Here is a 14119-nt window from a genome sequence, read left to right on the forward strand (position 1 = left end):
ATCCTATTGTAAAGAGCAGAAACCAACTGTACATGGTATATGCCGGATTTATAAACGAGAACAATATTGAGACGGTGAATAGTATCGGGCTGATATAGTTTTCAATGATGGTATTTTTGATATAATCATGTGGAATCTTTGTATCGATCAACCGGTAATTGGTTGAAGCGTAGTGCCACATGATACTTGCCAGATATCCCGGGGCAGCATATCCAAGTGCAGCAATGATTACTGCGATCTGAATCCCGCTATGTTCATTGATTACCTTGGTAATGAATGGCATAAGGAGGATGAAGAGGAGGAAGAACATATTCAGCCTGATCAGAACATCATCATATCTCCTGATGAATCGGAAGACCCGGTGATGTTTTACCCAGTACGCCCAGGTGATCAGAAACGTAAGCAAAAAATAAAGGAATCTTGGTATTTCCTGAATCAGATCATTGGAAAGCTGGAATGAATTCACTGCTGATAGATCGGGAACAATCAGATCCGCTGCTAGAAGTGTCAATGAAAATGCAAAGATGGCGTCACTCATCCCGATGATACGGTCGAGGCCCTTTTCTTCATAATATTCAGATCGTTTCATAGTATCCTCTGCCTGTGGGTGTCATTAGTACAATCGAATCTGTAGTTGATCTACCTCTCCCGCTATATTCTCTCTGAAATTGGTCAATTTTTAAGAGATGTCAGGGAAGTTGCGGTATTCAGACCTGCTGCGATCCATCCGGTGTATCCTCCTGCTACGTTGAGGATATCGTGGCACCCGACCCGCTTCAGGATGCTGCATGCGATCCCTGATCTAAACCCGGATCCACAGATCACCACAACAGGCCCGGCTGATCTAAGTTCGCTTGTTCTCGTGCGGAGATCAGGCCAGGGGATATTCACAGATCCGGGTATATGATACCCGGCATATTCATCGGCTGTTCTTACATCAAGGATCTGAAGTGTGGGATTATGTGATATCAGAGTGGCGAGTTCCTGTACCGAAATGATAGAAACATGATCCGAATTATATCCTGCAAATGCCCATTTTTGCATTCCGCCTGACAAATAACCTCTGATAGAATCAAGTCCTACCCGGTTCATCATAAGGACTGCTTTTGCATGTTGGTCCTGGTGATCTCCAATAAGAATCAGATCCCGGTCAGGGTTCAGCACCCATCCGGAAAAGGTGGAAAAGTTCAGGTCAATGTTGATATTCCAGCTTGATGGGATATGAAATCCTCCAAATGCGTCATACCCTCGTAAGTCAATGAGATCAACAGTATCTTCCTCCAGCAGTCTACTGATCTCCCCTGGACTGAGTTGAGCAGGAACTGGTAATGCTGAAACCAATACCGGGCCTCTCCGGTTAATCTCTGAGCATCTGCCGAAGTGATCCGGAACTGGTGGCATGGCAGTAGTCAGGGTTGAAATAAATGTTTCACGGTCCTTGATAGCGAGAATTGGGTTAGATATTCGTTCGTACCCGATTGTGCTTTCTCTCTGTGCAGATAGTTTTCTGCCACAGAGTGATCCTGCTCCATGTGCCGGGTAGACCTTGCAGTGATCAGGCAGGGTCATCAGGTGATCATGGAGGCTTGTATACAGGGATGATGCCAGTTCCTGTGCCTTCCCTGGGAAGAGATCAGGTCTGCCTACATCACCTACAAACAGGGTATCACCACAGAAGACAGCGAAGGGGCTCTCTGAACTGCTCTGGTGAATCAGCACATAGGAGACGTGTTCAGGTGTGTGACCTGGTGTCTCTCTGACCTCAATCCTGAGATCCTCTATCGTGATAACCGATCCATCTCTCACCGGCATATGGGGAAAGAGTGCCTGTGCACGTGCAGGCATATAGATCGGAGCACCGGTTTTTTCATTTAGATCCAGGTGTCCTGACACAAAATCAGCATGAAGATGTGTCTCCAGGATTCCGGTAATATGCATGCCTTCGTCTCTGGCAGCTGCCAGGTACCGATCGACATCACGGGTAGGATCGACGATAAGGCATGAACTCACTCCCCCGATGAGGTAAGAACTATGAGCAATACCGGGGATGAAGAATTGTCTGATGATCATGGCCGACTCAATAGATCAGAACGTGTTCTCATCATATTTGAAGCCCAGGTTCATATCATCGGTTCAGTAGTATCAAGGCGCTGCCTGAAAACTCCACACTCTTCTGATGATAGCCCATACAATATCCCGATCCAGTGATCCAGATCAATCTGGGATTTGGTGATCTGCTGCTGTATTCTAGAGATGTCGTGCCAGGTATGAGAGATCTCCTTTTTTCTGATTAACATGTCAAGACGGGATCTGATCATCTCCAAAGCTGTAAGTGCCTGTTGATCTTCCTCTGAGTACGGGTCTATCACCCTGATTGGAAGGTTTCTGATAAGACTTGCGGGATCAGAGAAGAGATTCTGTCCACTCCTCATGGTGGTCTTCACATACCATCTGATGAGCGACGAGTGCAGGAGAGTGATGAGATACGGATCCTGTCCCGGGATGATGGTAACAGCATCAGGTCTTGGATTCAGACCGGAATGCGCCGATAGTTCTAACTCATTCCAGAGGAGTGATATCCAGAACCCGGAAGAGTGAATCAACCGGCCTCCTTCAGATCCCGGGTAGAGTTCATCGAAGAGGTATTCAGTGAGAGGTATTGTTCCCTTATGAAGCCGCCTCATCATCTCTTGTTCCCAGGGATCCTGAAGTCGCCATCCATCATCCCGGGGTTGTTCTGCAGGAATGATGTGGTACTTTCTGATCTGGAATCCGGTTTCTCCCTCCCGAGGTCTGAATCGTACAGCTGTATGCACTTTTTCGATACCCGGGTGATAGATCACAGCAGTTAGATCCTCCTGATAATCCAGATAGGGGCCATCTTCGGGAACAAAGATCGTGATAGGAGGGATATCTGCAACCCATCGTCTGAACCCCTGGTATGTAGATTCGGAGAGCCAGTTTTTCTCGAGGAAGATGATACAAATCCCCCCAGGCGCAATACATTCACTAGCCATCTCCCCAAATAAAGCCCCCCGGCTCACTCCCTTCGTATACGAGATGAAACGTCGGGTAAGGTAGGAGGCAACTTCGGGAGGCCCTCCGGGAGACTGGCCACATGGACAGGAAAGGATCAGAGAAAATGGCCTGATTTCAGGAGTAAGGGCTTTGGGAGAGAGAGGATGCAGGTGACGTAGTACCGGGTATCCCTCATGAACTGAACTAAACTCTTCGAGGGTTCGTTCGTCGTACAGGGGGGATCCTGCCCGTATCTGCCTTGTTAGTGAGAAGAATGGATACCAGAGCGGGGTTCCGGTAAGGGAAGGGTCATCTAAATCACTACTGATGATCCAGCAGGAAATTACGAACCGGGTAACCACTATCCTGGACGGGGATGCTTCAGTTGCATGTATCTTCTCACCTGCAGTGATAAGACGGCTGATGATGGAATCACTCCTGCCACTCCTGATAAGGTCCATACGAAGAAGTCTGAGCACGAGAGCGATGAGTTCACCAGTTCCAGAAGCCGGATCCCATATCTTTCCTGAAAGCAGGTGAGTGCCCTCCCTCTCAAGTATTCCGGATATCAGGGTACCGGCACCTGATCCATGAACTTGTATCTCCCTATTTTCTTCCTCTTCTTCGTAAAAACTTTTTTTAAGGCGTTTTTTCCGGTGAAGTCCAGAAAAATAGCAGGCAAAAGCGGCAGCCCAGCATTCAGGAGTTATCCATGAGATTCTGATGTCCTGTAATACCCGTACCGGTGCAGAAGCAAGACGATACACCAACTGCGTGGTCTCTTCGTCAGGGACCCTGGTTTGGATATCATAGATATCCTGCACTGGAACGGTTGATGCAAATGAGCAGAGGGCATCCCTGAGTGTTATGTCTGTCCCGGATGGGTCAGATATGTCATGTGCAAGAAATATCCTGGTCAGTAGGATACGATTGATCAGGGTCTGAATCGTCAGTTCCCTTACCGATTCAGATGTCTCCCCGTCTTTTCGGTAGAGCCAGCTGTTCAACTCTTTTCTGAGTTCGGTGAGGTACTGGATGATTCCCTCTGTAGGGTCGGTTAAAGAGATCTGAATTTCAGAATGTGAATGGTGAGCAGAAAGATTACCCGGAAGGCAGATCTCCTTTAGCCAGGCATATGCATCGGCAACATCTTCAGAAAATATTGCCCGTTCTCCTTCCGGGGTGATCAGGATCATTGCAGACACCTCCGCACTTGCGGCATGCGCTACGATGTCCTGTTTAACAGGTGTATCAGAACCATCAGGTATTGAAAAGAGTGCAATCTTGCTGGTAACACTCAGCTGAAGGATACAGGCTGTAACTCCCGCTTTGTATGCAGGTCCCTTTTCCAAGGGTTGAAAATAGGGTACTAATTTTTGAGAGGTATTCTCTAAAATCCGTGAAAGACAGGATTCAAACTCCTGGGTCACCCTGACTCTCACCGAAGTCCCCGCTTATCAGTGTCAAAGGTCATGACGAAACCTGATCGAATATTGAAAAAAAATGAAAACATTTCAATTGAGAAATGTAGCACATGAAAGAACAGAATAGCGAGGGATGGATTTGAACCATCGGTCTTCGGGTTATGAGCCCGACGGGATATCCTGACTACCCCACCTCGCTTAATGAGGACTACAATGTTGGTGCCAGTTTTATTTATACTTGTCTCTCAATCTGCTGGAAAGATTATTGCCGGATCTGACACCTAGTTCGTATGGATGATGAACTCCGGGATATCAGGGAGCGGAAGATGGAAGAGCTCAGAAAGAGGTTTGATCCGCCGTCACCAGTAGGAGATGCTGCGCATGGTGGAATTCTTGTATTAAATGCACAGAATTTCACCGATACCGTGAACCGGTATCCCCGGCTCCTTGTTGATTTTTGGGCACCCTGGTGTGGGCCTTGCCGAATGCTCGCGCCGGTGATAGAGGATCTGTCAATTGAGTTTACAGGTAAAGTCCAGTTTGCAAAGTGCAATACTGATGAAAATCAGCAGATCGCATACCAGTTCGGCATCAGCGCGATACCGGCATTATTCTTCTTCATGAATGGGCAGGTCGTAAACCAGATTGCAGGAGCGCTTCCCAGGCCCCAACTTGAGCAGCAGATCAGACAAATATTTCAGATACCCTGAGTCAGGCACGGGTGATGCCTGACTCATCAATTTTTTTTAAACTCCATCCATCACTGCAGCAGGTTATTCACCATACTCTGCATTGGAAGGAACTGCGGAGGATCCAGGAACTAGCGTATGAGCCGATTTGTTCAGGGGTGGATCTCCTTCTCACTGCCAGGACTGCCGGAGGTAAGAGTGAGGCTGCCTTCATCCCGGTCCTTGATCAGATTCTGAAAAATCATCCAAGTCTGCCGTTCTGTCTCTATATTTCTCCTCTTCGGGCTCTGATCGCTGATATGTCTGATCGCCTTGACCATCTGCTCACTCCATTTCATCTTACCACAGTACAGGTGCACAGCGATTGTCCGGGTTCGTTTATTCCTGACTCAGATCCCCCTGCAATACTATTTACGACGCCAGAAAGTCTGGCGATTCTGTTACATGGCTCCTCTGGACCTCTTTTGGTAGATCGGGTTACCATATGTATCATTGATGAAGTCCACTCCCTTGCCGCATCAGAGCGTGGGATTCAGCTCCTTGCATCCCTAGATCAGATGGAGCAGCGATCCGGTCATCATATCCAGCGAATTGGTCTTTCTGCTACCATTGGAAATCCAGAAGACGTCCTGGTATGGATGAGTGGAGGAAGGGCGGGTTCACAGGTGGTCAGGGCTGAACATGAGCCTCTTTCCCGGGAGTTCTTCTTCTGCTGCGGATGGGATAATACAGATCAGAAACGAGTTGAATCCCTGATACGTGGAAGGCGTTCGCTCATCTTTTCACGAAGCAGGGGAGAAGCGGAAACTCTATCCAGTCTTCTTGAAGGATCTGAAGTCCCAATCTATGTTCATCACTCGTCGGTCTCTCCGGCTTCCCGGAAAGAAGCAGAACAGGCATTTGCCAGGGGAACCTGTGGTGCTATCATCTGCACCGGTACCCTTGAACTCGGTATCGATATCGGATCGCTGGATCTGGTGATTCATTCTGGTCCGGTGATCAGTGTCTCGTCATTTCTTCAACGACTTGGGAGGGTTGGGAGAAGAGGAACCCATGCACAGATGGCATTTCTGCTCAATGATCCGGAAGAAACCATAACCGTCGCTGCTGTCATCTCCCTGGCTGCTGCCGGTGAGATAGAGCCGGTCAGGATCATCAGATATCCCTACAGGGTACTGGTTCAGCAGATCGTTCTTTCACTACTTACAGAATCAAGGATCCCCCGTCAGCGGCTGATGAACCGGTTACAGGGATCTGGAGCTTTCGACAATATTTCTAACGAGCAGATTTGTTCTGTTATTGCATCGCTCGTTGAAGCGGGTCTCATCCTTATAGATCAGAATTTCCTTATGCCTGCCCCGGCCCTTGAGGGATGGGCAGATCTGCAGCATGGTTCCCAATATTCGGTTATCAGTGAGGGCAGAATATGTACGGTGAAATCACCAGAAGGTGATCTAATAGGAACAGTATCCATGAAAGGGGCTGATCTCTGCCGACTAAATCGGTTCAGGCTGGGGGGGAGATCCTGGATAAGTGCCGGGAATGATCCTGATCCTACCACTATTCAGGCAAACCCTGTCTCTTTCCCTGCTGAACCTCCGGTCTTTGGAGGATCATTTCAGGGAACAAGTTACCTTCTGATGCAGAAGGTATCTGAGATCGTCAGGGATGGACTTCCAGATCTTCCATTTCCGAATCAGGTTCATCAATTAGTTCATGAATATACCTCCTGTCTGCCAGAGGGTTCGGGTCCTGAGAGGATCATCCTGAGAAAGGAAAGTGAGAGTGTAAAAGTGTACACATTTCTGGGAGCAGAATGGAACCGGGTGATCTTTCATTATCTCAAACATTCATGCAGAAAGAAAAAGTGTGTGAGCCTGAAAGGTGGGTTTGATGGTGTGTCTATCCATATGACATCCGGTGTTCTCTCATCAGAGTGGATTCTTGACAGAATTATTGCATTATCCCAATCTGATCCTTCGGAGCCCGGGGAATGGATATACACAATCAGAGAAGTCAACAGGTCTTATGATCAGTTCCTCTCTCATGAGTCTCTGCGTAATATGCTGATATTTGACCAAATAAGACTTGATAAACTGGTCTGTGAACTGAACTCGCGTGAAATAATAATCGCTTCTGAACTTTAGGATCCGGATATGGTGTCGCTGGTATTGTATGCCGGTTTATTCGTATCAAAGAGAAGCCGGTATGCCCGCTCTGCATTGAGCAACCCGTATCCGTAGGTCTCATCCCATCCAGGTGCACCCAGATCATCTGCACTGGTGTAGATAACCTGTTTAAACTCATCACGGGGTACGTCAGGGAAGGCACTCCAGAGCTGGGCTATCACCCCGGCAACATGCGGGGCAGCTGCACTGGTTCCCGGGAAGGGATCCGGGAAATGCCCTGCACCACTTACATTGACATTGGTTGGAGCACAAATGTCAGGTTTCCATCGTTTGGTTGAGACCGGGTACCGGATGGTGACCGGTCCACGGGAAGAATCAGGTGAGATGGCAAAGGGTGAGGCAGGTTCAACTGAACCGACTGTGACAACCTCCTCTACTGCAGCGTGGCCGAAGATCGAATCGTATGGATCCTTCATATATGACTTGTCCACACCTTTTGGATCCACGCCCCTGATGAAGAGTTCAAGGGTATTGGGGGTGGTGGTCTGACCGTTCCGGACAATCTGAAGGGATACCTTCTCTGAGTTTATTCCTGCAGGTGTGTAAACCAGGTGTTCAAACGGATCGATAGTCCCGTTCTGGGTGAAGTTGCTGGTTGCCAGCACCGCCCCTGAACGGGGATCCGTGAGTACCAGATCGTAATCAGTAGAGGCATGACCCCAGGGATCATCCCACTGGAGAGTAGCGATGATGCGTTCGTCAGGCAGCAGGGTGATATTCACTGCAGAATCCCCTGATCCAAAGTCCTGGAGGGTCTGCCGCCTCCCATATGATGCCCCTGCCTTCCATGGCCCCTGGTAATGAAGTGGTGCAAAATTCCCTGATACAGTCACATAAATCAGGTGTGGATTCGCCTTCAGAATGGATCTGATGTGATCAGTGACATCCCCATCCTGTAGAAATGGCTGACGAAAGAAGTAGAGGTCATCACAGATGACATTACATCCGGCGTTTGCCAGGTCGGTTATCGCAGTTTTGAAGGTATCAGAACTGGTGCCATACGCATGAAAGTAGAGATCGGCATCTGGTGCAATGTCATGGATGATCTCAAGCATCGCAGTTCCTTCATCACCGGTCCCTTTGGACTGGATGTGGACATCAGGGAGTTCCCCAGCCTGTCGGGAGATATCTATTGATTCAACTCCGTTAGCGATCACACCGACTTTGATACCTTTCCCTGCAACCCCGAATACTTCACGGACTCCGTTGCTTCTGACCAGAATATCTCCCTGGGTCTTGAGTTCTCCTGCATTCGTGGCAATGGTGGTATCTTTTTCAGTTGCGGGTATCTCCTTGTCTGAAGTATACACGGATCCTGCGGTGGCACCTGTAATGAATATGGAGAGCACAAGCAGTATCCTAAGTACAAAAATGCTTTTCTGCGTCATGCAATCCCCCCAGTGCTACGAATGTATCAGTCAGACCTGATGTTCAAGCCGAATCCAGCATGACTGGATATGGGTCACTTCTTTATAAATTTCTCGGCTGGAAGAAAAAGATAGTATGGAATTCAACAGGAACCAGGGTTGTTTCCTGCCCGGTCTCTGACCTGAAAGATGATCATAATTATGAATGAGAGTGGGAGCGCAATGACCAGAGGATCGATCACTGACCAGGGAAGTCCGAGTATGGTCTGCCCTCCAGTAAGGATTTGGGAGATCCCCAGAATTTTTGCTTCAGCAGTATGTACAAATGCGGTCCAGAAGAACCAGATTCCCCCTCCGGCAATCATGCTCCATATGGCGCCTGCCTGTGATGGATGTCGTGAATAGACGCCGACAGCGAATGCAGGAAGAAATGCTGATGCACACAGGCCCATGAACATTGCGGTAGCTCTGGCAATAATTCCTTCAGGCATGGCTAAGGCAAGAATTACGCTCAGAAGCATCATAATCAGGCATCCGATCTGGTTTGCCCTAACTGAGAGAGCGCAGGTTTTTCCCCATCCCCAGATATCACAAACAAGGGCAGTTCCCATAGCATGATACAGAGCTGAAAGCGTGGACATCGCTGCAGAGAGAAGGGTAAGCATGAAGATGATCACAAACAGTTCAGGCATAGCCTGATTGATATAAACCGGTATGATGGAGTCAATGTTCCCACCTGCAGCATCTACAGCAATCTTTCCGGTATGCTGAAGAAAGTAGACATTGGTCAGTGCCCCAACCGTGAAAGCGACACCAGTCATCATCAGAATGAACGGACCACCAACCAGAACAGCCCGGTTGAGTGCCCGGTTATCTTTTGCAGTCATGAATCTGACCACTAATTGGGGCTGGGCCAGGACCCCGATACCTACCCCGAGGACCAGGGTGGTGATAAGGGTGAACCAGATTGGTGAACCAAATTCTGGCATTGATGCCCATCCTGTCATACCCTGGCCATGCAGTGATGCAGGGACAAGATTGGACATCGCAGCAAGAGCTGAGTGTGCAGCAGTTACCCCACCAAGATACACGTAGGTCAGCACCAGGAGCAGGGTCATCCCGATGAACATGATAGTCCCCTGAAATGCGTCTGTGTACATGACTGCAATGAGCCCGCCATACATTACGTACACCGCTACTACCGCGGCAAAAACCAGAAGTGAAGTGGTATACGGGATGTTTACGGTTGACTCGAGAAATCGTGCACCTCCAATCAGAACTGCAGCAGTGTACAAAGGCATACTGATGAGAATTATCAGACCGGAGAGGAGCTGAAGACGGGGACTGTGAAAGATCTTCCCCATGAGATCCGGGAAGGTGACTGCACCGGTTTCAACTCCTTTCTCACGTGTCTTTTTTCCGAACACTACAAAAGCAAGGAGGATTCCAACTCCGATATTAAGTACCGTAAGCCAGATCAGACCCATACCAAGGTTTGCAGCAGCCCCTCCAAACCCGACGATCGCAGAAGTCGAGATGAATGTTGCACCATAAGATAATGCGATGATCACCGGATGTGTATCTCTGCCTGCCAGGAGGTAATCTTCAGCATGGTTCGTCCTGCGGTATCCAAGATATCCGAGGGCAAGAGTGATTCCCAGGTATATCAGTACAATTACCAGGGTAACGACCGGATCCGTTGCCATCAGGATACTCCCCGGTTCCAGTTTATCAGCCCGTATACAATACACGCACAAGCGAATCCTATTGATAGGACATACCCTGCAATGATGATCGGATCAGAAATTCCACAAATTGTTGTCATAATTATCGAAGACCTGCGGTAACCTGTCTGCGTTGTCAATACCTGGGGATCGGATGAAATCCGGTCCCCTATCTAAACACGAAGAAAAATGATGGTGACAAGAATCCGTTTTCAGGGATTGTACAGATTCGCATCAGTTTACCAACATCATGTCTGCTTTTCATCTATATGAATACGAAGGGTTGTGGTGCAGAGTTATCTTTCTTATGCACCACAGTTTCGATAATTACTCCTTTCGCAGTTTCTGATATGTACCGCATGCGAAATTACGAATTATGATTCGGTTTCAGGATACAACACGAGCAGTATCGCCCGGGTGTGAGTAATCGGATCCTTTTTCTGGTACTACCCGCGAGATCTACCGATATGGTGAGGATGACGGTGTTGAGGAAGGGATGTCTGTGCCTCCTGGTGTTTGTACTGATCCTTCTGTTTCTGGTTCCGGTGACAGCAGAGCAGGAACCGATGGGATATTTCGAAGTCAAATCTAACCCACAGGGTGCTGACGTTCTTGTGAATGGAAAATTTGCAGGAGAGACTCCGGTAATTGCCCCTGTCCGGACGATGAACACGAATGGGACAGTCATCAGAATCATGATGCAGGGATTTCAGATCTGGGAGCAGATATACAACCAAAGCCCTTCATCTGGTGAAGTAGTACCTATCCAGGCTGTACTATCTCCGGTATCTACCGTCGGATCGCTGAAGGTTAGTTCAACCCCCTCTGGTGCAATGGTGACGGTTGATAATGGGAACGGTCAGATGGCTCCGTGGACCTATCAGGATCTTCCCACCGGATCGCATCTGGTCTCACTTTTCATGGTTGGATATGAACCGTATGTTAAAACGGTTGAGATTCATCCAGGGGAAATCACAGAACTGGCAGCGGATATGACTCTCCGCAAGGAATCCGGAACACTTGAGATCAGTTCAGATCCCGGAGGTGCCACGGCATATGTTGATGGAGTGCATGTGGGAACTACGAATCTTGTCGTAGGTAACCTCCCTCCCGGACGACATGAAGTGAAGATTGCTCATGCCGGAAATGATGATTATGTTGAATGGCTATCAGTGCAGAACCAGGCAACTACCAAGGTTCATGCAGTTCTCAAACCGGTTAGTGCCACTTCTGGTGGATTTGTAGTAGTCACTACCGAGCCACCGGGAGCTTCAGTATTCTTGGATGATGAGTATCAGGGTTTGACAGAAACCGGCAAACCACTTGAGATCTCAAATGTAACCCCAGGAAGTCATCGGATTTATGTCAGTAGTAAAAACTATGAAGACTATGAAGCAATGGCTGTAGTCACCAGTGGTACAATTACTCCGGTTACTGTGCAGATGAATCCAAGCCCGATGCCCCAGGCCTGTGGCCTGGTGATAGTTAGTTCAGATCCTGCAGGTGCAGATATCATGATCGACGGGCAGATACGAGGGACTACACCAGCGACAATAGAGACTCTCAATTCTGGTAGGCACACTTATAGCATCAGACTTGCCGGTTATCAGGAGTATAACTCATCATTGGATATCATTCCCGGACAGGTACTTCAGATCAACACTGTTCTCACTTCAGACTCAAATACCTCCGGCAGTCGCGGAAAAGGAATTCCCGGACCAACGCCGCTCCTGATTATCGGGGTCATAGTTGGTATGGGATTCCTCTTCAGCCGCAAGATATGACTTCCTTTTTTGTTTTTTGATTTTCCGTGGGATTTCTTTACAACCATTTCCCTCCTATTGTGTTTGTATACTCTCTTCTACGAAGGTTATTTCCAGTCTGCCCTTGATTATGTAAGCGAATATTGCGGTACCCCTGAGTAATAACCAGGTCATGACCGCCCGGGGCTTTCACCATTTAGCCCCTCCCCCATCCCTGATGAGATATCCGCGTTTCCGGGGGTGATAGGGAGGAGTACATCTATCATGTCATACGATAATCCAGCATTACAGTTTGATGAACAACGTCTTGCCAAAAGAAACCTGCTCCAGGAACAGGGAGTCACCCTTTATCCCCCCAGTTTTCACCGGAGTCATACCATCGCCGGGATCAGAACTGAATTTGATTCGGTTACCCATGATCCATCTCCGCAACAGGTAGCAACTGCAGGGCGGATCTACATTGTCAGGGATCATGGGAAGACCTTTTTCTGTGATCTAGGGGATGAATCTGGGAGAATTCAACTATATATCAGGAAAGATTCCCTCCCTGATGGGAAGTTTGCGATATTCAAATCCGGAGTAGAGCGTGGGGACATCATCGGGGTGAAAGGCCGTGCGTTCAGAACCAAGGTGGGAGAGATCACTCTCTGGGTAGATGACTTTGAACTGCTTACCAAGGCTCTCTGCTCACTCCCGGAAAAGTTCCACGGTCTGACCAATCTTGAAAAGCGATACCGTCAGCGGTACCTGGATCTGATAGTCAATGAAGAGAGCAGAGAAACGTTCCGGACACGTAGCAGGATCCTTTCGCAGCTTCGTAATAACCTGACTGCACGGGATTTTCTTGAATTTGAAACTCCCACACTTCAGCCGATTTATGGAGGAGCAAATGCCAGGCCGTTTACTACCTACCATAATTATCTCGAACAGAAACTCTACATGCGGATTGCTCCTGAGCTGTATCTGAAACGGCTTGTAGTGGGAGGATTTGAAAAGGTTTTTGAGTTAGCCAAAAATTTCCGGAATGAGGATATCGATACCAGCCATAACCCTGAATTCTCCATGGTGGAGATCTATCAGGCATATGCTGACTATAAAGATATGATGAGGCTGACTGAAGAGATAATTTCAGGCATCATCAGGGAGGTTACTGGGGGGTATGAAGTTACCTACGAGGGCAACACGATAGATTTCACCCCTCCGTGGAACTCAATGCCAATGGAGGAAGCAGTGAAGACCATTGGTGGAATTGATATTTTTACATATCCACTTGAGGCCCTTAAAGAAAAGGGGAAGACGCTTGGGGTTGAAGGAGTTGAGGGTGTCCGTAGTCACCGTGAAGCTCTGCCTCTCTTCTTTGAGACTCTGGTTGAAGAAAAACTGATTCAGCCGACTTTTATCCTTGATTTTCCCATCGAAAACTCTCCTCTTGCAAAGGTTCATCGGGAAAAAGAAGGGTTTGTCGAACGATTTGAACTCTTTATTGCCGGGATGGAACTTGCAAACGGATTCTCTGAGTTGAATGATCCCATCGATCAGCTGGAACGATTTGAGGCGCAGGAAGAGAAACGGCGGCTTGGTGATGAAGAAGCCCAGATGCATGATTATGATTTTGTAAACGCTCTGGGCTATGGTATGCCACCAACTGGCGGAGTCGGGATAGGAATTGACCGTCTGGTTATGCTTAGCACCAGCAATACCTCGATCAAGGAGGTCATCCTTTTCCCTTCAATGAGGAGGGAAAGTACTACTGAAGAGGAAGAAGAGGTTGCTCCGGGTGAGGATAATCAATAGGCGCAATCACTAAATTTATACGTATTTTTGAATATAGCCTCTAAATATAATTCTTTTTCAGCCTTTGTTCTTCGTCTGCGTTCTTCCTTCGATGTCTTTTTCGATAATAACGGCATTAGTTCACTATTTTTAGAAAAACTTATAATCCATA

The 14119-nt window shown here is 48.0% G+C and carries 10 protein-coding genes and 1 tRNA gene; 4 read left to right on the forward strand and 7 right to left on the reverse strand.

The window, feature by feature from the left end; all coding sequences use genetic code 11:
* From LUQ50_RS02575 to LUQ50_RS02590, 4 genes are all read right to left on the reverse strand, one after another.
* On the reverse strand, window positions 1-589 hold a 589-nt coding region (locus LUQ50_RS02575; RefSeq protein WP_300035727.1), incomplete at its 3' end, for a TMEM175 family protein.
* An 83-nt stretch (window positions 590-672) separates the two neighbouring features.
* Window positions 673-2070, reverse strand: a complete 1398-nt coding sequence (locus tag LUQ50_RS02580) for a rhodanese-like domain-containing protein (RefSeq protein WP_300035730.1) — start codon at window positions 2068-2070, stop codon at window positions 673-675.
* A 50-nt stretch (window positions 2071-2120) separates the two neighbouring features.
* The gene (locus LUQ50_RS02585; protein ID WP_300035733.1) at window positions 2121-4460 is read right to left on the reverse strand and encodes a hypothetical protein; all 2340 of its coding nucleotides are present in this window, start codon (window positions 4458-4460) and stop codon (window positions 2121-2123) included.
* Window positions 4461-4566: 106 nt separating this feature from the next.
* Window positions 4567-4641, reverse strand: a tRNA-Met gene (locus LUQ50_RS02590).
* A 91-nt stretch (window positions 4642-4732) separates the two neighbouring features.
* On the opposite strand from LUQ50_RS02590, the gene trxA reads away from it, so the two are divergent.
* Complete coding sequence (trxA, locus tag LUQ50_RS02595) at window positions 4733-5152, forward strand: thioredoxin (RefSeq protein ID WP_300035736.1); 420 nt, start codon at window positions 4733-4735, stop codon at window positions 5150-5152.
* A 14-nt stretch (window positions 5153-5166) separates the two neighbouring features.
* Window positions 5167-7278, forward strand: a complete 2112-nt coding sequence (locus tag LUQ50_RS02600; protein ID WP_300035739.1) for a DEAD/DEAH box helicase — start codon at window positions 5167-5169, stop codon at window positions 7276-7278.
* Here LUQ50_RS02600 and LUQ50_RS02605 read toward each other — a convergent pair.
* The 3 genes from LUQ50_RS02605 to LUQ50_RS02615 all read right to left on the reverse strand — a co-directional run bounded on the left by LUQ50_RS02605 (window position 7275) and on the right by LUQ50_RS02615 (window position 10551).
* On the reverse strand, window positions 7275-8708 hold the full coding sequence (locus LUQ50_RS02605; protein ID WP_300035742.1) for a S8 family serine peptidase: 1434 nt from the start codon (window positions 8706-8708) through the stop codon (window positions 7275-7277). The genes LUQ50_RS02600 and LUQ50_RS02605 overlap by 4 nt on opposite strands.
* Before the next feature lie 122 nt (window positions 8709-8830).
* The gene (locus LUQ50_RS02610; protein ID WP_300035745.1) at window positions 8831-10393 is read right to left on the reverse strand and encodes a sodium:solute symporter; all 1563 of its coding nucleotides are present in this window, start codon (window positions 10391-10393) and stop codon (window positions 8831-8833) included.
* The gene (locus LUQ50_RS02615; RefSeq protein WP_300035748.1) at window positions 10393-10551 is read right to left on the reverse strand and encodes a symporter small accessory protein; all 159 of its coding nucleotides are present in this window, start codon (window positions 10549-10551) and stop codon (window positions 10393-10395) included. The genes LUQ50_RS02610 and LUQ50_RS02615 overlap by 1 nt, the downstream gene beginning before the upstream one ends.
* 327 nt (window positions 10552-10878) lie before the next feature.
* Between LUQ50_RS02615 and LUQ50_RS02620 the strand changes: the two genes are divergently transcribed.
* Both LUQ50_RS02620 and lysS read left to right on the forward strand, forming a co-directional pair.
* Window positions 10879-12195, forward strand: a complete 1317-nt coding sequence (locus LUQ50_RS02620) for a PEGA domain-containing protein (protein WP_300035751.1) — start codon at window positions 10879-10881, stop codon at window positions 12193-12195.
* A 243-nt stretch (window positions 12196-12438) separates the two neighbouring features.
* Window positions 12439-13968, forward strand: a complete 1530-nt coding sequence (lysS, locus tag LUQ50_RS02625; protein WP_300035754.1) for a lysine--tRNA ligase — start codon at window positions 12439-12441, stop codon at window positions 13966-13968.
* Window positions 13969-14119: the final 151 nt, after the last annotated feature.

It is taken from the genome of Methanospirillum sp., from assembly GCF_028679455.1.
Classification (GTDB): domain Archaea; phylum Halobacteriota; class Methanomicrobia; order Methanomicrobiales; family Methanospirillaceae; genus Methanospirillum.